At 65.9% G+C, this 22,117-nt stretch carries 17 protein-coding genes and 1 other RNA gene; 10 read left to right on the forward strand and 8 right to left on the reverse strand.

Annotation, left to right across the window (positions count from 1 at the left end; all coding sequences use genetic code 11):
* Positions 1-155: 155 nt before the first annotated feature.
* Entirely contained in the window at positions 156-2,426 is a 2,271-nt protein-coding gene (locus tag ACS13N_RS05885; RefSeq protein ID WP_438930784.1) for a mechanosensitive ion channel family protein, read from the reverse strand.
* A gap of 87 nt (positions 2,427-2,513) precedes the next feature.
* Positions 2,514-3,767 (reverse strand): MFS transporter, encoded by a 1,254-nt coding sequence (locus ACS13N_RS05890; protein WP_438930785.1) that lies wholly within the window; start codon positions 3,765-3,767, stop codon positions 2,514-2,516.
* A 108-nt stretch (positions 3,768-3,875) separates the two neighbouring features.
* Here ACS13N_RS05890 and ACS13N_RS05895 point away from each other — a divergent pair, with 108 nt between their 5' ends.
* Complete coding sequence (locus ACS13N_RS05895) at positions 3,876-4,592, forward strand: glutathione S-transferase (protein WP_438930786.1); 717 nt, start codon at positions 3,876-3,878, stop codon at positions 4,590-4,592.
* Between the two features lie 46 nt (positions 4,593-4,638).
* Here the strand turns inward: ACS13N_RS05895 and ACS13N_RS05900 are convergent, their stop codons facing one another.
* The 3 genes from ACS13N_RS05900 to ACS13N_RS05910 all read right to left on the reverse strand — a co-directional run bounded on the left by ACS13N_RS05900 (position 4,639) and on the right by ACS13N_RS05910 (position 5,887).
* Positions 4,639-5,061, reverse strand: coding sequence for a hypothetical protein (locus ACS13N_RS05900; RefSeq protein WP_438930787.1), 423 nt, complete (start codon positions 5,059-5,061; stop codon positions 4,639-4,641).
* Between the two features lie 325 nt (positions 5,062-5,386).
* Positions 5,387-5,614, reverse strand: a complete 228-nt coding sequence (locus ACS13N_RS05905) for a hypothetical protein (RefSeq protein WP_438930788.1) — start codon at positions 5,612-5,614, stop codon at positions 5,387-5,389.
* Positions 5,615-5,665: 51 nt separating this feature from the next.
* Complete coding sequence (locus ACS13N_RS05910; protein WP_438930789.1) at positions 5,666-5,887, reverse strand: hypothetical protein; 222 nt, start codon at positions 5,885-5,887, stop codon at positions 5,666-5,668.
* Positions 5,888-6,168: 281 nt separating this feature from the next.
* Between ACS13N_RS05910 and ACS13N_RS05915 the strand changes: the two genes are divergently transcribed.
* Positions 6,169-7,386, forward strand: a complete 1,218-nt coding sequence (locus tag ACS13N_RS05915) for a hypothetical protein (RefSeq protein WP_438930790.1) — start codon at positions 6,169-6,171, stop codon at positions 7,384-7,386.
* An 18-nt stretch (positions 7,387-7,404) separates the two neighbouring features.
* On the opposite strand, the gene ACS13N_RS05920 is transcribed toward ACS13N_RS05915, so the two are convergent.
* Positions 7,405-7,478, reverse strand: a non-coding RNA gene (locus ACS13N_RS05920) — sX9 sRNA.
* A gap of 62 nt (positions 7,479-7,540) precedes the next feature.
* On the reverse strand, positions 7,541-8,689 hold the full coding sequence (locus tag ACS13N_RS05925; protein WP_438930791.1) for a cation diffusion facilitator family transporter: 1,149 nt from the start codon (positions 8,687-8,689) through the stop codon (positions 7,541-7,543).
* Between the two features lie 228 nt (positions 8,690-8,917).
* Here ACS13N_RS05925 and ACS13N_RS05930 point away from each other — a divergent pair, with 228 nt between their 5' ends.
* The 6 genes from ACS13N_RS05930 (at position 8,918) to ACS13N_RS05955 (ending at position 18,851) form a co-directional block, all read left to right on the forward strand.
* The gene (locus ACS13N_RS05930) at positions 8,918-9,586 is read left to right on the forward strand and encodes a response regulator (protein WP_438930792.1); all 669 of its coding nucleotides are present in this window, start codon (positions 8,918-8,920) and stop codon (positions 9,584-9,586) included.
* A 15-nt stretch (positions 9,587-9,601) separates the two neighbouring features.
* Positions 9,602-13,954 (forward strand): ATP-binding protein, encoded by a 4,353-nt coding sequence (locus ACS13N_RS05935; protein ID WP_438930793.1) that lies wholly within the window; start codon positions 9,602-9,604, stop codon positions 13,952-13,954.
* A gap of 148 nt (positions 13,955-14,102) precedes the next feature.
* The gene (locus ACS13N_RS05940; protein WP_438930794.1) at positions 14,103-15,722 is read left to right on the forward strand and encodes a flavin-containing monooxygenase; all 1,620 of its coding nucleotides are present in this window, start codon (positions 14,103-14,105) and stop codon (positions 15,720-15,722) included.
* Positions 15,723-16,028: 306 nt separating this feature from the next.
* Entirely contained in the window at positions 16,029-16,919 is an 891-nt protein-coding gene (locus ACS13N_RS05945; protein WP_438930795.1) for an SDR family NAD(P)-dependent oxidoreductase, read from the forward strand.
* 10 nt (positions 16,920-16,929) lie between these two features.
* Positions 16,930-17,958 carry an alpha/beta fold hydrolase gene (locus tag ACS13N_RS05950; protein ID WP_438930796.1) on the forward strand — a complete coding sequence of 343 codons (1,029 nt, stop codon included), beginning with the start codon at positions 16,930-16,932 and terminating at the stop codon, positions 17,956-17,958.
* Positions 17,955-18,851 carry a metal-dependent hydrolase gene (locus ACS13N_RS05955; protein WP_438930797.1) on the forward strand — a complete coding sequence of 299 codons (897 nt, stop codon included), beginning with the start codon at positions 17,955-17,957 and terminating at the stop codon, positions 18,849-18,851. The genes ACS13N_RS05950 and ACS13N_RS05955 overlap by 4 nt, the downstream gene beginning before the upstream one ends.
* Positions 18,852-18,953: 102 nt before the next feature.
* On the opposite strand, the gene ACS13N_RS05960 is transcribed toward ACS13N_RS05955, so the two are convergent.
* Positions 18,954-19,775 (reverse strand): MerR family transcriptional regulator, encoded by an 822-nt coding sequence (locus ACS13N_RS05960; protein WP_438930798.1) that lies wholly within the window; start codon positions 19,773-19,775, stop codon positions 18,954-18,956.
* A gap of 84 nt (positions 19,776-19,859) precedes the next feature.
* Here ACS13N_RS05960 and ACS13N_RS05965 point away from each other — a divergent pair, with 84 nt between their 5' ends.
* Positions 19,860-21,032, forward strand: coding sequence for a hypothetical protein (locus tag ACS13N_RS05965; protein ID WP_438930799.1), 1,173 nt, complete (start codon positions 19,860-19,862; stop codon positions 21,030-21,032).
* Positions 21,029-22,117 carry a DUF2993 domain-containing protein gene (locus ACS13N_RS05970; protein ID WP_438930800.1) on the forward strand — a complete coding sequence of 363 codons (1,089 nt, stop codon included), beginning with the start codon at positions 21,029-21,031 and terminating at the stop codon, positions 22,115-22,117. Before ACS13N_RS05965 ends, ACS13N_RS05970 begins: the two co-directional genes overlap by 4 nt.

The following is a 22,117-nucleotide window of genomic DNA, read 5'->3' on the forward strand; positions in this document are numbered from 1 at the left end:
AGCGAAGCGAGTTTTTCCCGTCTCCGCCCGGTTACGGAAATTCAAGGGGAAGTCGCCATCTCGGGCGCACCTTTCTTTGCTTACTTTCTTTGGCAAGACAAAGAAAGTGAGTCGGCCCCGGCAGGGGACGAAACAGCAGCAAACCACCAACGCCTTTAGGCAAGCGCCCCCGCAGGCGGCTCATTCGAGGCCGGCGGCACCTTGTCCATCTTCTCCCCACCCACCTGCGTCATCCACTGCTCAAACGCAGGCGAGGTGCGCAACACCGTAGCCGGCGTAGCCAGCGGCATCTTCGCCTGATCAAACGCATCCTTGAGCACGACATTGAAGGCTCGCAGCACCTCCGCCTGCTTCTGCGGCCGCGTCTTGAAGCGCCCCTTGACGATCATCGCGCCACCATCGAAGCGGTCCAGGCCAAACACCTCGGCTCCGCCAAGCAGCGTGTAGGCAAAGCGCGGCTCGCCGGCAATCTGGTCCGCCGACGCACGCACCAGGTCGATGGCTTGCTGCGGCTCGGCATCCATCGCCACACGCACCTCAAAGTCCGCATACGAGTAGTCGCGCGAGAGATTGCGCACGGTCTTGATCTGGCTGAACGGAATCGACAGCACCGCGCCCGTGCCATCGCGCAGCCGCACCGTGCGGATCGTCAGGTTGATGACGGTGCCCGACGCCACCCCCACATCCACCACATCACCCACGCTGATGGTGTCTTCCATCAGGATGAAGATCCCGGTGATGAAGTCCTGCGCCAGCGACTGCGCACCAAAGCCCACCGCCAGGCCGATCACCCCGGCGCCGGCCACCAGCGGCGTCACGTTCACGCCCAGGTTGGCCAGCACGCCAATGCCTGCCGTCACCACCAGCGCGACCTTCAGGCCATTGCGCAGCAGCGGCAGGATGGTGCGCGCACGCGTGCTGGGCTGCCCCCGCGACGTGGCCGGCGACAGCGCCCGCAGAATCGCCGTGTCCAGCAGGATCCACACAAGCCAGGTGGCAAACACGGTGCTGATCAGGCCCGCCATGGCATCGGCGATGCGGCGTCCGTTGACCGAGCTGTGCGTCACCTCCACCAGCGTGTGGTCCCACACGCGCAGCACCAGCTCGACGAAGACGATCCAGATGCCGAGCTGCACCAGCGCTGTGAAGAAATGCTTGAGCCGCGCCACATACGGTGAGCTGCGCGCCAACCGCAGATGCGAGCGCCAGCTTGCGCGCGGACGCACCACCGCCGTCAGGAAGAACGCGGCCACCAGCAGCAGCGAGGTCATCACCGCGCGGCGCGAAATGGCGTCGACGTTGTCAGGCATGGTGAGCGTGGCCGCCACCGTCACGCCGGCCAGCACCACCACCGGCACCGGCCAGAGCGCGGCGATCAGGCGGCGGAACTCGTTGCCGGCGTGCTCACCCTGACGCAACTCCAGCGGCCGGTTGGTGATCAACTGGCCAATCGGGCGCCGCACCCAAAGGGCACCGACCGCCAGCAGCATCGACGAGACCACGTTGCAGACGGTGGCCAGCAGCAGGCTGAGTGAGCCCCCCAGCTGTAGCGCGACGCGCGGGTCGACCAGTGCATCGCCACAGGCGCCCAGCAAGGCGGTCAGGAAGATCGGCCACATGCCGTGCTTGAGCAGGTACTCCACCGCCACGCGCCGGTGCGCACTGCCGGCAAACAGCGAGAACAGCATCGCCACACCTGCCGTGATGATCGAACCCCACACGATGGCGTAGGCCAGCACCACCGCCAGCACAAAGCCCGGCGTGGCTTCATGCTCCCACCGCATCAGCACGACAAACGACACGGCCCACGGGCCGATCTTGCGCAGCGCGTCGACAAACAAGGCGCGTGTGGTCGGGTGGGCACCCAGCCCGGCCTGGATGCCGAACACGCGGCGCAGCAACCAGCCGAGGCCCAGCAGGCTGCCGGCGATCGCCGCCCAGAAGGCAATCGTGCCGACAAAGTCGGCCAGGACGCGCGTGAACTTCTCGGGCGCGACGAGCAGGCTGGCGTTACCGCTGGCCGCCTCGATGCGGCGCTTCCAGTAGCGCGGCGCGCCGGATTCCACGTCCGCCGCCACGGAGCCGTTCTCGATGAGCGAGGCCACCGCGCCAAGCAGCCCCGGTGCCTGCTCGGCCTGCGCCTTCTGCTGTGCGGTCACGCCGTCGCGCAACTGCTTGAGTTCACCCACGAGCGAAGCGCGCTGCTGATCGTTGTCGAGCAGCGTGATGACGGCGTCGAGCGATTCGCGCGTCTGCGCAGGTGTGGCTGCCGGCGCCGAGGCGCTGCCGCTGGAAGAAGACAGCCCCGCCAGCTTGGAGAATGACATCGGCGCCGCATGCACCACATTCGGCGCAGCCCCCAGCATCAGGAGAAACAGCCCGAGCAGCGGCAGCTGCCGCGTCAGAAACAGGAAGTGGGTGCGCATGATGAGGAATGCGATCGTGCAGACACGGAACACTGCACCATACCCGAATTCCTCCGCGCCTCGCCCGTCAGCGAGCTGCGTGCAGCCTCAACGCTTGGCGCCGGGCGGCATGGGCGCGCGCCGCCACAACCAAGCCGCCGTACCCAGCGCACAGAGCATCAGCGCCGTCACCAGCACCACCACGCCGGGCCAGCCCCACAGCGCGTACAGCTTGCCGCCCGCCGTGCCGATCACACTCGAACCCAGGTAGTACGCCAGCAAGTACAGCGCTGCAGCCTGCCCCTTGGCTCGCTGCGCACGGCGCCCCACCCAGCCGCTGGCCACCGCGTGTGCCCCAAAGAAGCCGAAGGTCAGCAGCGCAATCCCGCCAATCACCAACACCAGCGGGGCCGCCAGCGTCAGCAGCACGCCGGCCGACATCAGTGCCGTGCCCGCCAGCAGCATGCGACCGCGGCCATGCCGATCGGCCATGCGCCCAAACCATGCCGACGCAACGATGCCCAGCAGGTACACCATGAAGATGCCCCCAAGCGCCGTCTGGCTCAGGGCGTACGGCGCGTCGAGCAGGTGGAAGCTCGCGTAGTTGTAGATCGTGACGAAGCCGCCCATCAGCAGGAAGCCCATGGCGAACAGCGCACGCAGGCCCGGCTCGCGCAGATGCGCGGCGAGCGTATCGAACAAATCGCCGAGCGCGACACCCTTGCGCGGCACAAAGCGGCGCGACGGCGGCAGCAGCCAGATGAAGACCAGCGCGGCCACTAGGCACAGCGCACCGGTCACGCCCATGGCGACGCGCCAGCCCGTGTGGTCCGCCACCACGCCGGTCAGTACGCGCCCGGCCATGCCGCCGAAGGCCGTACCGCCCACGTACAGGCCCATCGCCATGCCAAGGCCCTGCGGGTGCACCTCTTCGGCGAGATACGCCATCGCCACCGCCGGCACACCGCCCAGCACGATGCCCAGCAGCGCACGCGTGATCAGCAGGTCATGCCAGCCGGGCAGCACCGCCGCCAGCAGCGTGAGCCCGGAAGACAGCACCAGCGACACACCCATCAACGTCTTGCGGTGGATCGACTCCGACAGCAGCCCCGCAAACAGGATCGCAAACGCCAGCAACAGCGTCGATACCGACAGCACCAGGCTCGTCTGCGCGGGCGTGAGGCCAAAGTCATGCGCCAGCAGCGGCATCAACGGCTGCACGCAATACAGCAGCGAGAAGGTGGAGAAGCCCGCGGCAAACAGCGCGAGATTGGCGCGCAGATAGCCCGGGTGCCCCCGGACCAGCCAGCGGGACGGATCGGCAGGTTCGATGGCGGGTGCGTTGGAAGACGGGGCGGTCACAGCGGAGGAATGGGAAACAAGCGCAGAGGCGACCGCCTATTATCGTTTGCAGCCACCTTTTCTGCTGCGATGCGGCACGCTGCGCCGCCCGCCCTCTTCTGCCCGACCATGGAAACCACGCTCTATTACTGGCCCGAGATCCAGGGCCGCGGTGAATTTGTCCGCCTCGCGCTCGAACAGGCGGCGGTGCCGTACACCGATCTCGGCCGTGAAGACGAGGTGGCCATCGAGGCCTTCCTCGACGATGCCGGCATCGCCACACCGCCGTTCGCGCCGCCGTTTCTGGTGGTCGGCCCGCTGGTGATTCCGCAGACGGCCAACATCCTGCTGTACCTGGGCCAGCACTACGGTCTGGCACCACAGGACGAGGCCGGGGGTCTGTGGACGCACGGCCTGCAGCTCACGATTGCCGACTTTGTCGTGGAGATTCACGATACGCACCACCCCATCGCCTCGTGCGAGTACTACGAAGACCAGCAGACCGAAGCGCTGCGCCGCGCGCAGGATTTCCTGACCCACCGCGCCCCCAAGTTCCTGCACTACTTCGAGCGCGTACTCACTCGCAACCCCGCTGGCCCCACCTGGGCGGTGCGTGACGCGCTTACCTATGTGGACTTGTCGCTGTTCCAGATCGTGGCCGGGCTGCGCTATGCGTTCCCGCGTCACATGCAGCGCTATGAACACAGCCTGCCGTACCTCACGGCCCTGCACGACCGCGTGGCCGCGCAGCCGAACATTGCGGCGTATCTGCAATCCCCACGGCGCATTCCGTTCAACACAATGGGCATCTTCCGCCACTACCCGGAACTCGATGCGCTGAAATGACAAACCCGGCGCGGGGCCGGGTTTCATCAGGCTGAGCGGCGCCGCGTCAGAACGCGTCGACCACCGCGCCGCTCAAACCAAACTGATGCGCGATCGAATGCAGACGCTCTTTCCACTCCCACGTGCCGAACACGTCATGCGCGTTCTGCAGCTTGGAGAGCAACTCCACTGTGTCGTAGTCATCCACATCGATGCGCGCTTTCTTGAGCGCGCGACGCAGTGCGATGACACCGGCATCCATATAGCGCGGGATCTCGTTGGCGGGCTTGAGGATGGTGCGCACCGGCACGCTTTCCATCGAGGTGGTGTAGTCACGCACGCTGATCAGGTTGCCGATCGGGCAGCAACGGCCGCCCTGGCCGTGATACGCGGCACCGCCACGCGGAAGGATGGCGGCACCGCCCTGCCCAAAAAGATGGCGCACGGCCCCATCGTAGATTTCTTGTTTGCTGAGATATCGCGTTGTCATGTTGTTCCCCAGACCCCAGACCCACGGTGTTGTTGATGCATTGCTGGCCTGACATCGAGTGTGACGGGTCGATGCGTGCGACCGATCTTGATTCAGGATGCACCAGAACCATCGGCCCAAAAAGCGGGGGAATGTAAGTCATTTTTACCGTTTGCCGTTTGGCAACGGATTGGCTGCAAAGGTGCGCTGTGCAACGCTTTTCAAGTGTCCTGGGCGCCACGCAATACAACGTGTGCCTGGATGCGCTAGTGCGTCTTCGCAACAGGGTGCGCGTGCATGTGCTGCTGCATACGCGCAGGTGACGCAGCCGTCGTAGGAACGGCGCTTACACGCCGATGGGCTGGTCCGAGTGACCAAGACAGAAGCCGCGATGGTCGTGATGTGTGCACATGGGCATGACTTCGTAGCCGGCGGCGCGCAGCAGCACCGCGCGTGCAGCCACCTCGACCGGGGGCAGGGGCTGCCCGGTTTCGGTGTCGCGCACCAGCCGGCCGAGCTGGGCAAACGGCTGGCGCAGCAGATGTTCCAGATCCAGCGAACCGCAGTACCGCATCACATCACCTACTCGAAGAAAACGCCCATGCGACACACCGGCGCGCACAGGTCACATCGATTCGTCAGCCAACTCGGTTTGCATGACCAGCGCCTCACGCATGCGCGCATAAGCTGCGCGCTGCGCCCAGATGGCATCCGTCAGCGCGGCAAGCAGCGCCTCGCGTGGCAGGCTTTGCGGTGATACACCAAACTGCTGCCGCACGGTAGATAGCGCCTCCGTCACTTCACTGCGCCATCGGCGGCTCGACTCACTGCTGACTTGCTGGGTCATGTTGTTCTCGTGTTGGTCGGTTTTAGCGCGGAGGGCGGCGGGCTTAAGCCCACTCTGGCCGTGCTGGGGAAGGGATTGGCGGAATGGGTTCCGCTCTTGCCCATGAGAACGGCAGGTGGGGCCGAAACTTGATTGCCATGGCGAGGGGGTAGGCCCACCCTCCGCCGAACGGGCTCCCCCGTTCGCGCAGCAACTTCAACGCGGGGGCACGGCCCAATGGGTTCCGCAATTGCTACTCCCCTTGCACCCCGCCCCCTGATGAAGCGCCTATGGAGCACCGCATGCCCCGACCGACGTCCTTCCTGCCTTTCCTGCTGCGCACGCTGCTGGGCCTGGCCTGCCTGGCTAGCACGTTGGCCGTGCCCACGCTGGCCCTGGCCGGCACGCCCGACCCGCGCCAGTACATGCACGGCATTGGCGCCGTGCCGGCCACAACTGCCAACACCTTCAACGTGTTCTTCAGCGCCTCGGGCCTGCCGCCGCGCGGCGCAGATCGCAACGGCAGTTGGCCGCACGATGTGTATGTCGCCCAGTGGCATGCAGATACGGGGGTGCTGGACGCGCCGCGCATCTTCATCCAGAAGCCCGAGGCGCAGGAGCCCGTAACAGTGGCACGCAACCGTGCGGGCCAAGTGATGGTGTCGTTCGAAGACGGCTGGAACACGACGGAAAACGTCACGCAGCGCTTTGGGCTTTACAACACCGCACTGCGCCCGATCAAGCCGTACCCGCAACAGGTGGAATCGGGCGGACACTCGGGCCACATCACGGCCGTGGGTGACCGTTTCGTGGTGTTCTATTCCGATGGCTGGATCAACGGTGGCGGCGTCGACAACCTGGGCAGCGGCAACGGCGTCTACGTGAAGGTGTATGACGGACGCGGCCGCCGCCTGCACGACGTCAACATCGCTGACGAACGCCGCGAGTGGTGGCCCATGGTGGCCGGCGGCAGCACGCACGCGCTGCTGGCCTGGCAGCAGTTCGTGCCCGGGCAGACCGAGGCCAACCTGAAGATCGCCATCTTCGACCCGGTCAGCGGACGCGTCACCGGCGAGCAGGTCCTGCACAAGCATCTGCAGTACTACACCTACAGCGTCACGTGGTTGCCGGCGGTCGAACGATTCCTGCTGGTGGGTGTGGCCAAGGGCAACGGCTTTGCCGATCTGATCGACAGCACGGGTAAGGTGCGCGCCTCCATTTCGTGCATGCCTGCAACGGTGCGCGAAGCGAGCATCGCCGTGAACCAGAGCACCGCCTACACCCCCGCCGCAGATGGCCGTCTGCTGCAGTTCCAGGCTGGGCCGGATTCGCTCACGCTATCGGGCACGCTGATGAACGCGGATGGCAAGACGGTGCAATGGAGACCGGTGGGCAGCATCGGGCTGCTGCGCACGTCGGGTTCACTCGATTGGCTCTCGCTGACGGAAAAGGGGCTGGAGCAGTTGCGCTTCGACCCGGCCAAGGTGCAGCCGGCCAACGCGGTCGATCAGTGCCGCTAGACGTCTGGCTTCAGAACCTGTTCACGATCCGTAGCGAGCGGCCCTCAGCGGGGTGAAGAGCGGCGCAGGAACCGGAATGGACTTGAGTCCATGAGGAATCCGAGCAGCGCGTGAGCTCCGATCAGGGCTGCGCAGTAGGATCGTGAGCAGGTTCTCAGGCGTCGGTGCTCAGCACGCGTAGGCGCACGAGGCCATCCCAGCGCGCGTGCAGTGTTGCGGCGATGCGGGCGTGCTCCGCAGCCAGCGCGGGTGGCAGAATCAGGTCCATCTCGACCGCGCCATCCACGTAATGCAGCACGCAGTGCTGGGCATCGAGCGGTGTGCCGACCGGCAGCAGCGGTGCCAGCGCAGCGTGCAGCGCGTCTCGGTCGGGCAACGGTAGCGGATCGGTAGAGACACGCTCGCGCGGGTCGACGTGGATCTGCACGTCGAGCACGGCTATGGCGGTGTGCGCGGCCAGCACGCTGGCGCGAGCACGCACGGCAATGGCGTGGCCTTCGCTGACGGACACACGCGGGTCCACCTCGATATGCGCATCCACCAGGGCCTGGTCGCCCGTCACGCGCGTGCGCAGGTCGTGCACGCTGAGCACACCCGGCGTGGCCGCCAGGCTGGCGCGAATGTCCTGCACTTCTGAGGGCGGCAGCGCGCGGTCCATCAGATCATTGAGCGCCTCCCACGCGAAGCGCAGGCCCACGCGGCCGATCATCAGCCCCACCACGCACGCGGCCAGCGGGTCCAGCCAGTGGTAGCCCATCAGGTTGCCACCCACGCCAATCGCCGCCACCAGCGACGACACCGCATCGGAACGTGCATGCCACGCATTGGCAATCAGCATGCGTGAGCCGATGCGTTTGGCCACGGCCAGCATGTAACGGAACAGCCCTTCCTTGGCGGCCAGCGCAATCAGCGCCACCACCAGCGCCAGGCCGTGCACCGGCGCCGGCCCCTGCGGCGAGCGCAGGCTTTCCACGGCCGCCCAGATCATGCCGGCACCGGCCGCCACCAGCAGCAGGCCCAGCCCGAGCGATGCGGCGTTCTCATAGCGCGCGTGACCGTACTGGTGGTCTTCGTCCGGCCCCTTGTGGCTGTTGCGGTTGGCGATGAAGACGATGCCGTCGGCAATCAGGTCCGACAGCGTGTGCAGCCCGTCGGCCACCAACCCCTGCGAGTGCGACCACAACCCAGCCGCAATCTGCCCTGCAGAGAGCAGGCAATTGACCCCAGCGCTCACGAGCGTGGAGCGTTCAGCGCTCTGCTGGCGCGTGGCAGCAGACGGAGTGGTGGGCAGGTCGGGTGTCATGGAGATCAGCAGATTTGGAGCGCGTGCATTGTGCCACGCACGACGGCTCGGCCTCGGATCAGACACGCCACCCAATTCGTGACATGTCTTAACGAATTTGCACCAGGAGCGCGCAGATCGCGGCGCATTAATAAGACTTTTCCGATTTTCCCACGTTGCTGCTTCGGCGATTCTCAGCAATGCGGCAAACAGGTTGCCGCACGTTACGCGCTCTGGAGACTTGTTGACATGCAGCCCCCCATCCAACTCGTGATTGCAGATGACCACCCTGGCGTGGTGACCGCGGTGCGGCACCTCGTTTCGGCGGTTGACGGCTTCGAGGTGGTGGGAGAAGCCAGCAGTGCCGACGAACTGCTCTCGGTGCTCAGCCGCGTGCGCTGCGACATCGCCATCACCGACTACGCCATGCCCGGCAGCCGCTACGGCGACGGCATCGTCCTGCTCGAATTCCTCGCGCGCCGCCATCCGGACCTGCGCATCATGGTGCTGACCATGCTGGAGACGCGCGCCCTGATGAGCAACATCCTGCGCGCCGGCATCAAGGTCATCGTCAGCAAGTCCGACGAACCGCGTCACATTCTCGAAGGCGTGCGCGCTGCACTGAGCGACCGCATCTACCTCTCGCCGCAGCTCGACGCCCAGCTCATCCGCCGTGCCGCAGCGCCGGAACCGGCCGAGAACGACCCGATCAACCTGCTCGGCAAGCGCGAGCTGGAAGTGCTGCGCATGTACGTGACCGGCATGACGGTCAGCGAGATTGCCGTACGGCTGAACCGCAGCGTCAAGACCATCAGCGCACAGAAGCAGGCGGGCATGCGCAAGCTTGCGCTGACCACCGAGGCGGCACTGTTCGACTTTGCCGTGCGACACGGCCTGCTTGGCACCCTCGAGGGCTGATCCATGGGCTGGCGCGTGCGGTTCTCTACCTTGTCGCCGCTGACGCGGATGCGCGGCGGCATTGGCGCAGGTTTGCTTGCCTGCGCGGCGGCGCTTGCCTGGCTGGGCAGCGCGAACGAAGCCCGCGCGGAGGATGCAGCCCATGCCGTCCAGCTCGTTCACCAGATCCCGTCCAAGCTCACCGTGGGGGTCGTCGGCGAATCGATGATGCCGCTCGAAGGTGTCGCCGCCGACAAGCTCACCGGCTTCTCGGGTGATCTGCTCATGCAGTTGATTCCGCAAGACCGCGTACGCATCGTGCCGCGCGTGTTCAACCGCCGCGACGAGCTCGTCAACGCCGCCTGCCGTGGCGAGGTCGACATCATCATGAGCGTGGTGCCGCGCTCGGAATACAACCGCTGCCTCGACTACTCCGCACCGTACTTAGAGCGGCCAACGGCCGTGGTTGCGCGCAACGACAACATGCGAGTGGCACAGAATCCGTTCTTCTCCGGCGCGCGCATCACGGTGGAGCAGGGCTCGCCACTCATGGACGAACTGCCGCGCCAGTACCCCAGCATTCGCATGGTGAGCGCGCCCACGCCCACCGATGCGCTCGACGCCGTGCTGCACGGTGAGGCGGACGCGTACGTAGGCGTCACCTATCCGACACGTGAGTTGATGTTGCAGCCGCGCTACCGGCCTCTGTCCGTCGTGCAACTGGTCAACCAGCAGGTCGATGCACTGCACTTTGCGGCACCGAGCGACCGCGCCGCACTCATCCGCTACATCGACCGCCACCTCGCGCAATTGCCCGACGCGGCAGTGAGCGACCTGCGCACGCGCTGGATCACCCAGGGCGGCGCCAACACTGTGGCCTTGCCGCTATCAGACAGAGAACGGACGATGCTGGCGTCGCTGCCGCCGCTACGTTACGCCGCCGACGCCGACTACATGCCTTACAGCTTCAACGAGCAGAGCGGCGAACTGCTCGGCATCCTGCCCGAATATCTGAGCTTCCTGTCGCGCACCCTCGGCCTGCGCTTCGAGCGCGTGCAGGTGCGTGACTGGGCCGACGCGCTGGCCAAGGCAAGCGCGGGCGAGGTCGACATCCTGCTGGGCCTGTCCGACCAGGATTACCACCCGCCCGGCTTCACGTTCAGCCAGCCGGTCGACACCATGCCGATGGTCGTGGTTGGGCGTAGCGATACATTGGCGGTGGCGGCGTTGCCCGAGCTGGCCGGCACGGTGGTCGCCCTGCCGCGCAGCGATACGCTGGCGGATGTGTTGCGCAAGAACGTGCCGAGAATCCACATCGTGTCCGCTGCGTCGCCCAACGACGCGCTGTCTCAGGTGGCCACGGGGCAGGCCGATTTCACCATTGCCAATCTGCCGGTGGTGGACGCGCTGATCCGCCATCACTTCCCAGGCGAGCTGAAGGTGACGGGCTCGGCCAACCTGTCGGAGAGCATCGGCGTGGGCGTATCGGCGCGCTATGCGACGCTGGTGCCGCTCATCAACCGCGCACTGTTCGCCATGCCCGAGGGCGAACGGATCAGCATCCGTAACAAGTGGCTGTCGGTGAGCTATCAACTGGGGCCGTCGGCCTCGGCGCTGCTTGCCAAGTTCGGACCGGCGGTGGCGATCGTATTGGCCGCCTTGGTGGCCCTGTTCATCAAGCACCTGCAACTGCGCCGCGAAAACCGGCAGCGCCGCATGGCGGAAGAAACACTCGCCCGCCAGTTGAACTTCCAGCGGGCGCTGATGGAGTCGGTACCTTTCCCGCTGGCCGCCAAGGATGCGCAGCATCGCTACGTGGCCGTGAACGCCGCCTTCTGCAGCATGTTCGATCACCCGCGCGAGGCGCTGCTGGGCCGCACGCCAGACGAACTTGGCCTGTATTCGACCAGGAACACCGCCTATCTGTCCGACATCAACCGGCGTGCCCTGGAGACAGACGAGAGCACGCGCGAAGAGATCCTCATCACCACGCCCGACGGGCAATCGCGCAACGTGCTGTACTGGGTCGAGCCGTTCCATCTGCGCGACGGCCAACCCGGCGGCATCATCAGTTCGGTGGTCGACATCAGCGAGATTCGCGAGGCACAGGCGCGCGCCGAGCGCTTGGAACGGCGCCTGCGCGAGGTGACGGAATCGCTGCCGGCACTGGTCTACCAGTTCGAACTGCAACCTGGCGAGTCCCAGGGACGCGGCACCTACGTGGCCGGCAAAGCGTACGAAACCCTGGGCGCGCACACTGATGACGTGCTGGGTTATCTGTCCACGCCCGAACTTCTGATCCACGAAGACGACCGGGAACGCATGCTGCAGGCGGTGCGTATTTCTGCGCAGCAGTTGACGCCATTCGATCAGCAGTTCCGCCACGTCTGTGACGACGGCTCGATCCGCTGGCTGCATGCGCGCTCAATCCCGCACCGTGAGGCGAACGGCCGCACCGTCTGGAACGGCTACATGAGCAATGTCACCGCCGAGCGGGAACAGGCCGACGCCCTGGAAGCCGCCAAGAACGCGGCCGAATCGGCGTTGCTGGCCAAGGATCGCTTCCTGGCCATGATGAGCCACGAGATCCGCACGCCCATGAACGGTGTGCTGGGCCTGGTCGAGCTATTGCAGCAGACCAAGCTGGAGGGTGAGCAGAAGCAGATGGTGTCGTTGGTGCAGGATTCCGGCCGCGCGCTGCTGCACATCCTGGACGACATCCTCGACTACGCCAAGATCGAGGCCGGGCGCCTGGACATCCTGCCCGTGGACACGGACTTGCGTGAACTGTTCGACGGCACGGTCGGTCTGCTGGCCAGCCGTGCGCACGAAAAATCGCTGGCCGTGCACGTAGACGTGGCGGCCGACGTGCCGGCCACCGTTTCGGTCGACAGCGTGCGCGTGCGGCAGGTGCTGTTCAACCTGCTATCCAACGCCATCAAGTTCACGGATCGCGGCAGCGTCAGCCTCAAGGCGGAATGCACCCACGTTGACGGCGGCGCCGCGCAGATCGCCATCCACGTCACTGACACGGGCATCGGCATCACGCCCGAGGTGCAGGCCACGCTGTTCGCGCCGTTTGTCCAGGCCGAACGCTCGACCACGCGCAACTACGGCGGCACCGGCCTGGGCCTGGCGATTTCGCGCCAGCTGGCCGGGCTGATGGGCGGCACGCTCGAGATGGACAGCACCCCCGGGCACGGCACGACCATCACACTGCAACTGTCGGTGCCGGTCGTAGCGACGCACTATGCGTTGCCTCAATTGGCAGGCCACAGCGTTGCCATCCATGTGGACTCGGCCATCGACCAACACTGCCTTGCGCAATTTGCCGAGGCTGCTGGGCTGCGTGTCACGTCGGATGCCCACGCAGACATTCTCTTCACCACGTCGCAGCAAGCCCAACCCGGGACGATTTGCGTGACGCGCGAGGTGCGCTACGCCAAGCGCGGCGCGGTGCTGAGCGTGAATCCGCTGAGCTGGCTCGCTTTCCTGCACGCCTGCGAGCGTGCCTTGCCGCAGCCGGAGGTGGTGAAACCGGCCAGTACACCGGCGATTGCCGCGTCGCTCCCGGTGCCCAACCAGGCGTTGGGCGCGCACATCCTGGTGGCAGAAGACCACCCCATCAACCGCGAGCTGATCGCCAAGCAACTGCGGCTGCTGGGATACCGCGTCACGCTGGCGGAAGACGGCATCGCCGCGCTCGAACGCCTGCGCGAAGGCCACTTCGACGCGCTGGTGACCGACTGCCATATGCCGCGCATGGACGGGTTCGACCTGGCGGCGCACATCCGCAAGCAAGAGCAGGAACGCGCCGATGGCACGCGCCTGCCCATCATCGCCATCACCGCGACCACACTGGCCGAAGAACATGCACGCTGCCGCACCGTCGGCATGGATGGCAGCCTGCTCAAGCCGACCACGCTGGCCACCTTGCAGGAAGCACTGTCAACACTGTGGCCGGCCGCAACACCATCCGACGATGCACAGGACGCTGCCGTCACAGACGACGCGTCCTTCGCGGTCTCGCTCAACGATCTGCAGCGCACGCTGGGCACAGGCGCCGCAGCGGACGGCATGGTCGAGGTCTTCCTTGCGTCTCTGGGTGACGATGCGCAGCAGCTGCGCGTGCTGCTGGAAACGGCCAACCGCACCGCCCTGCGCCAATGGGCACACCGTACGGGCGGCGCCCTGGCTTTGCTGCGCAGCCCTTCCGTTGATGCGGAAATGCAGGCCTTCCGCCATGCCATCCTCAGCGCGGCCGACAACGATCTCCGCTCCGCCGGCGAACGCATAATGCGACTGCTCGCGCACCTTAAGCGCTTGATGACGACGCTCGAAACCGCCTGCCACGACGTTGTGCACCGCACGCAAGTGACGGATTCATAAGGAAAATCCGTTTCAAGCGCCTGATACGCCGCTTCTAGACGTTCCTTTCCAATCGGCCGATTGACGCAATCAGGGTCGCCTCCTACGATGACATCGATCAATGTCACATTAAGAGGCGCCCATCATGTGGTGCCCACGGAGACACCACGTGAATGCACGGTCCGACTTGTTGTTCCACCCCTCCCGCCCAGACCCGAGTACCGAGGCTCCGGCCTTGATTGATGTCGCCATCATCGGCACCGGCTTTGCCGGCCTGGGCACGGCCATCCAGCTCAAGCAGCACGGCATCGACAACTTCCTCGTCTTCGAGAAGGCCGGTTCGGTGGGGGGTACGTGGCGCGACAACCACTACCCAGGTTGCGCGTGCGACGTGCAATCGCACCTGTATTCGTTTTCGTTCGCGCCCAATCCGGACTGGTCGCGCATGTATTCGCCGCAGCCGGAAATCCGCGCCTATCTGGAACGCTGCACCGACGAATTCGGTGTGCGCCCGCATGTGCGCTTTCACCACGAGTTGGCGCGTGCGGCCTTCAACGAAGCAGCCGGCGCGTGGGACCTGGAGATGGCCGACGGCCGCCGCTACCGCGCCCGCGTGCTGATCTCGGGCATGGGCGGCCTGAGCCGTCCGTCGTGGCCGAACATTCCCGGCATCGAAACCTTCCAGGGCAAGGCCTTCCACTCGCAGCTGTGGGAACACGACTACGACCTGCGCGGCAAACGCGTGGCGGTAATCGGCACGGGTGCGTCGGCCATCCAGTTCGTCCCGCAGATCGCCCCCAAGGCCGGCCGCGTTGACCTGTACCAGCGCACCCCGCCGTGGATCCTGCCCAAACCCGACCGCAAGGTGTCGCGCGCCGAGCACTGGCTGTTCCGCCATCTGCCCTTCACGCAAAAACTGATGCGCACCAGCATCTACTGGATGCTCGAATCGCGCGTGCTCGGCTTTGTGGTGCATCCCAAGCTGATGAAGGCGGTCGAGCGCATGGCGCGCGGCCACATCAAGCGCCGCATTGCCGACCCGGTACTGCGCCAGAAGGTCACGCCCGACTACACCATCGGCTGCAAGCGCATCCTGATCTCGAACGACTACTACCCGGCGCTCACGCGTGAGAACGTCGACGTCATCACCACCGGCATCGCGCGTGTGGAACCCAACGCCATCGTCACCACCGACGGCACGCGGCGCGAGGTCGATTGCTTGATCTTCGGCACGGGCTTCCACGCGACGGACCCGTTCCCGCGCGGCGTGCTGCTCGGCGCCCAAGGCGTGGACATCGTCGACGCATGGGACAAGCACGGTGCCGAGGCCTACCTGGGCACCACGGTGTCGGGCTTCCCGAATTTCTTCATGGTGGTGGGCCCGAACACGGGGCTCGGCCATTCGTCGATGGTGTTCATGATCGAGTCGCAGGTGGCGTACATCGTGGATGCACTCAAGTCGATGCGCACACACAACGTGGCGACCATCGACGTGCGCCTTGACGTACAACGCCGCTTCAACGACGGCATCCAGAAGCGGCTGTCGAATGCGATCTGGTCGGCCGGCGGCTGCGTGAGCTGGTACCTCGATCCGAAGACCGGCAAGAACACCACGTTGTGGCCGGGATTCACGTGGCAGTTCCGCCGCGCCACCGCGCATTTCCGCCTGGCTGATTACCGCACGCGCCCGATGCCCGTGCCCAAGGGCGTGCCGTCGCGCGTGCCGGCGCGCACCGTGCCTGCTGCCGCTCAGAACACCCCGAACGAGGAAGCGCTCGACCGTGTTTAAAGCCCCGACCCACACCGTGCCACTAACACAAGCGCCCAGACGGTGTGGCCGTTCCCTGCCCTAGATGGCGCCTTGAATTTCTGTTGCAGGGAGGAAAAAGGAAGGGGAACTGTCTGAGCGAAGCGAGTTTTCCCCTTCCCCTCCCTGCGACAGAAATTCAAGGAGGGGGTCGCCATCTCGGGCGCGCCTTTCTTTGGTTACTTTCTTTGGCAAGACAAAGAAAGTGACTCAGCCCCGGCAGGGGATGAAACAAGGGATGCACCACCAGCCCATACAAGACAAGCAGCAAAACCAGGAGACCCCGCGATGAAGTCATTCAACAACAAGGTTGCCGCCATCACCGGTGCCGCATCGGGCATGGGCCGCACGCTGGCGCTGCAATTGGCGCGCGAGGGCTGCCACCTCGCGCTGGCCGATCGCAACGAAGCCGCCCTCGCACAGACGCTGCAACTGGTGCGCGCACATGAAGGCGACCGCATCCGCGTCACCACGCACGCGGTCGACGTGGCCGACCGTGGCGCCGTCTACCGCTGGGCCGAAGAAGCGGCTGCCGCGCACGGCAAGGTCAACCTGATCTTCAACAACGCGGGTGTGGCGCTGTCCAGCACGATCGAAGGCATGGACGACGACGAACTGGCCTGGATCATGAACATCAACTTCTGGGGCGTCGTGCACGGCACCAAGGCGTTCCTGCCGCTGCTCAAGGCGAGCGGCGATGGGCACATCATCAACACGTCGAGCATCTTCGGCATCTTCGCGCAGCCCGGCATGGGCGCCTACAACGCCAGCAAGTACGCCGTGCGCGGCTACACGGAGGCGCTGCGCCAGGAATTGGATTTGATGAACTGCGGCGTGTCGGCCACGTGCGTGCACCCGGGCGGCATCAAGACCAACATCGCCAAGTCGAGCCGCGTATCGCCGAGCATGAACGGCTTCCTGGTCCGCGACGAACAGCAGGGTAAAGCCGAGTTCGAGAAGTTCTTCATCACCACCGCTGAGAAGGCGGCAGAGGTCATCCTCGATGGCGTGCGCAAGAACAAGCGCCGCGTGCTGATCGGCCCCGACGCCCACGCCGCCGACGTGATGGCCCGCGTGCTGCCTGCCGCGTATCAGGCGCTGGTCGTGCGCGAAGCGCGCCGCACGCGCAAGAAGGCGCTGCGCGAGGACACGGCGCCGGCCACTGCACGTGCCAAATAAGGGGCCGCGCATGAACACGGCCACCACCGCTGAACTCGAACACTTCGCCAGCCCCCCGCGCGCGAATCTGCTCAACGTTGCACGCGCCATGCTGCGCCCCGGCCGCCTCGGTCTGCGCAGCATCGGCCGCGACGTGCTGATCGCCCGTTACGCCAAGCCGCAATCGCGCTACCTGCCGCTGATGGGCACGCGCGTGCATTACACCGATGAAGGCGCCGCCAATGCCGAAGGCACGCTACTGCTGATCCACGGCTTTGGCGCCTCGCTGCACACGTGGGACGGCGTGCTGCCGCAGCTCACGCGGCGTTATCGCGTGATCCGGCTCGACCTGCCGCCGTTCGGCATCACCGGCCCGCTGCGCGATGCGCAAGGCCGCCCGCGCACGATGGAGCTGCCGCTGTACCGCGACTTCATCGACGCGTTTGTCGATTCGCTGGGCTTGTCGAAGCTCACGCTGATCGGCAACTCGCTCGGCGGTATGGTGTCGTGGGACTTTGCGGTACGGCACCCCGGCTGTGTGGAGAAGCTCGTGCTGATCGACTCCGCCGGCTTCCCGATGCAGTTGCCGATCTACATCGATCTGTTCAACCACCTCGCCGTGCGGCTGACCTCGCCGTGGATGCTGCCCGAGGGCATCATCCGCGCCGCCACGCGCGATGTGTATGGCGACCCGTCGCGCGTGTCCGAACCCACGCTGCGTCGCTACACCGATTTCTTCTACGCCGACGGCGCCCGCCAGGCCATCGGCCAGATGGTGCCGAAGTTCCGCTTTGACGATGTCGATACCAGCGGGCTGGCCTCGATCCGAGTGCCCACGCTCATTTTGTGGGGCCAGCGCGACCGGTGGATCCCGCCCGCGCATGCCGGTGAATTTGCCCGCCGCATTCCCGGCGCCACGCTGCGCCTGTATCCGGCACTCGGCCATATCCCAATGGAGGAAGACCCCGTGCGCGTGGGGACCGACCTCTGTGCATTCCTCGACCAGGGGCGCGCCGCGCGCCGCCTCGCAGAAACCACATCCCAGGAGAACCGCCCATGATGCCAGTCCGCCGCGACGTGCATCCTCACCTGCCGGCTGATCGCATCAGCAACTGGCACGAGCGAGGCCACCACGTCACTCACTTCCTGAACGCGCTGTCGATCTTCTTCCCGACCGGCGAGCGCTTCTTCATGGACAGCGTGCGCAACTACCGCCATCTGGTGACCGACCCCGAGCTTAAGCAGGCCGTGGCCGGCTTCATCGGCCAGGAAGCCATGCACACGCGCGAGCACGTGCTGTACAACGACCTGCTCGACCGCGCCGGCCTGCCCGCCAACCGCATCGACCGCTTTGTCGGCAAGTTCCTCAACGTGCTGCGCAAGTACACGCCCAAGTCGCATCAACTGGCGGTGACGGTGGCGCTGGAGCACTACACCGCCATGTTGGCCAATCAGGTGCTGAGCCATGAAGACGGGTTGGGCCGCAACTCCCAGCCCGGCTATCGGCAGGTCTGGCTGTGGCACGCGATGGAAGAGACCGAGCACAAGGCCGTGAGCTACGACGTGTGGAACCTCGCCATCAAGCCGGGGCTGCGCCGCTACATCCTGCGTACCTCGGTGATGCTGACCACCACGGTGCTGTTCTGGTCGATGGTGTTCTACGTGCACCTGCGGCTGATCTTTGCGGATCGCACCTGCAGGAACAAGTTCTTCGGCCTGGGTAAGGCGTTCCACTTCCTGTGGATTCACCCAGCGCCGCTGCGCAAGATCATTCCGGAGTTCTTTGATTTCTTCCGGCCGTCCTTCCACCCGTGGGATGAAGACAACCGCGCAGCACTTGAGCGCCTGCCCAAGCTGATCTCGGAGATTGAAGCGTATGCCGCCGCCAATGGCGAAGCGCCGTCACCGTCGATCCGGCGCAAGCTGTCGGCAGCAAGTGCAGCCGGGTCCTGAGCAGGCATTCAAAACACCTGCGGCACCGACCATGCCGGGGCCAAATCAGGATCAAACTAGAAATAGACAAGGCGCGCCCCACGCATGGGCGCGCCGGAGACACTAGCCTTTGTCCGGCGAGTTCGAAGGATTCGGCGGTTCGTGCAGATGCTCGATGACCTGCGCCACGCGGTCGCCCAGGTACTTGTTGGCAGCGATCTCGAGCGCACGCATCAGTTCGGCCTCGACGGCCACCAGCGCCAGCGGGCGGATGCGCCAGATCACGTCGACCAGGCGCGGCACATCCTCGACCGGCGGCAGTTGGCCTTCGCCGTACTTGTCGAGTTCGCGCACGACCATGGAGACGAGATCGTCGGCCACGGCCTGCGTATGCGGACGGGCCCGCTCGAGAATATCGAGCACTTCAACCAGCGGGAAACCGGCTTTCGCCATCTGCGCGCCGGCCAGCAATGCCTTGGGGCTGCGGGCCAGATAACCCAGGCCATCGGGTTGCAGCATGCCAAGCGAGATGGCACGGGCCAGCGCCTGGCGCGACATGGAGCGGCCGAACAGCTTGGCCAGCGCCAGCAGCGAGAAATGCTTGGGCTGCTCGTCCGACCAAGGGCTGCTGATGGCGGATTCGAGCCCGAGGATGGAACGCAGATCATGCCCCTCGACGATGGCCTTGAGCAGTTCCTGGATGTTGGCAAGCGTGTAGCCGCGCGCCAGCAGGTGGTTGATGAGCTTGAGCCGCCCGAGATGCGCCTGCGTGTAGATACCCACGCGCCCGCGCCGCTCAGGCGGGTCGATCAGCCCGCGGTCCTGGTACGAGCGGACATTGCGGACAGTGGTCTCGGCCGCGCGCGCGAGTTCATCGATGGTGAATTCGCGGACGGGCGGAGCAGCGGGCGGACCGGCATCGCCGGTTGGTTTGCGGGCAGGCATGCAAAAAATTCTACACGAGCGTGGCGCCATGACCGCGCCGATTGCCGGACCTTCCGGCTGATTCTCGCGACGAGGAGACCGTCGATGTGGGACTTGAACTTGAGCAACCGTAGGGTGGTGCTCCGGGCTGCGGGCGTTCTGTGTGTGGCGCTGCTGCAAAGCTGTGCCAGCGCCGGTGACGGCCACGGCGGCATCGAAGCGGCCAAGGCCAAGCAACTGGAAGACGCCCGCCAGCAAGCGCGTGCGCCGTTCCAGTCGGGCAACCTCGCCACGCGTGAAGTCCGCCCGACCACGCTGCGCGATTCCGGCCAGCCCGATGCCATCTCGTACCTGCGCCATGTCGACTTCCGCTTTGACGGCGGCGTCGGCTTCCTGGTCGACCAGCTCGCGCTGCGCATGGTGCCGCGTCAGCCGGGCGATCCGGTCTGGCTAGACGACGTGTCGTCGTACACGCTGCAACCCGTGAGCGGTACGGTGCGCGTGAGCGCCGACAGCATGGCCGCGCTGTTCAACACCGTGGTCTTCGCGCGCGGGCCAGGCAGCGATCCGCCTCTGCGGCGCTTCAGCTTCACGCTGGACGACGGCACGCTCGACATGCGCGCAGAAATGCGCCGCCGCGGCGCCTGGGTGCCGATCGAACTGCGTGGCCCGCTGGTGCTGCGCGACGCGCAAACCATCGTATTCCGCCCCCACGTGGTCAAGGTGCAAGGCCAGGATGCCGGCGCGCTGATGGGCGCGGCGCATATCGAGCTGGCCGACCTGCTGCCCGTGTCCACGCCGGCCGTGCAGCTGACCGGCAGCGAGATCGTCATGCAGGTGCCCAAGCTCTTCCCGCCGCCGGCGCTGGATCTGAAGCTCTCCGCCATCCGCGTCACGCGCGACGGACTTGTCATGCAAATCGGCGATGGCAACCCACAGATGCCGCCGCTGGCCAACGCCGCCGATGCGCAGCGTCCGTACATCCTCTTTCGCGGCGGCGACATCCGCTTCCTGCGCTCGATGCCGATGAACGCACGCATCGACATCGTGGTTGCCGATCCGACCAAGCCCTTCGTGTTCAACCTGTACCGCTACCGGGATCAGCTCGTTGCCGGTTCGCTGCGCTTCTCGACCGATGGCGGCATTCGCGTGCTGATGCCGTCATTCGACATGCTCGCCGCGGCCAGATCAGCCAAACCCGCGACCAAACTCGCAGCCAAACCGGTGGGCAACCCCGCCAAACCCGCACTGCAACTCGCCAAGAGGACTGCGCCATGATCGCCCCCGCCATCGCCCTCGCTGCCCTCACATTGCGCCTGGTGTTGCTGGCGCTGGGGTTCGCCGGCCTGCTGGCCAGTACGCTCGCGCGTGCAGACGAGCCCCCCATGGCCAGCGCCCAGCGCAAGGAGCTGAGCACGGTGCGCCAGCAGTGGGCCCAGCGTTGCCAGCCGACCTCCGGTGCGGCCAACGCCAACGGCGCCGTTGCGGTGCGCGACTCCCGCTCCGCTCCGCCCGTGGTGCAGATGCGCGATGTCGATTTCCGCATCACCGGCGACATCGGCTTCCACGTGCACCAGCTCACCGCGCAGCTCGTGCCGCACACGCCGGGCCAGCCAGTCGACATGGACGACCCGAGCCAGTTCGACATCCGCATCCTCGGCGGCGAGGTGACGGTGCCCAAGGCATCGCTCGATGCGCTGTTCAACACGTACCTGCTGGACTACGCGCCGCGCTCGCTCAATGCGCTGTCACTCACGCCGGGCGATGGCGTGCTCGACGTGTCGGGCGGGCTCAAGTTGCGCAACCACTTTCCGGGCGTGTGGATGCCGTTTGGCATGCGCGGCACGCTCTCGCTCAAGGAGTCGCGCTACCTCGTCTACACGCCGAGCGAAGCGCGCGTGATGGGCGTCCAGACGCTGGCGATGCTCAAGGGGATGGGGTTGGAGCTGTCGCAGTTGGCACCGCTCGATCGTGGCGGCGCCAAGCTGGACGGCAATGCGATGGTGCTGGACCAGACCACGGTGTTCCCGCCGCCGCGCCTGCTCGGCCAGATGCAGACCGCACGCGTGACGCCCGATGGTCTGGTGCTCGGCTTCGGCCCGGCGCCGTCCATGTGTGCGCCCGCCCCGACCGACGCCGGCAGCCGCATCTGGATCCAGTCGGGTGACCTGAAGATGTACAACGTGCTGGTGACCAACAGCCGCGTGCTCGTCACCGACACATCGGCGCGCGGGCCGCTGCGCTTTGACCTGTACCACTACCGCGAGGCCGCCGCGCTCGGCACCACGCGCATGGATGCGGACGGCACGCTGCGCGTCGACCTGGCGCCGGCGGCGGCGGCGGCGGCGGCGGCCGTGCAGTAA

The sequence above is a fragment of the Ralstonia sp. 24A2 genome (assembly GCF_051783885.1).
Lineage (GTDB): Bacteria > Pseudomonadota > Gammaproteobacteria > Burkholderiales > Burkholderiaceae > Ralstonia.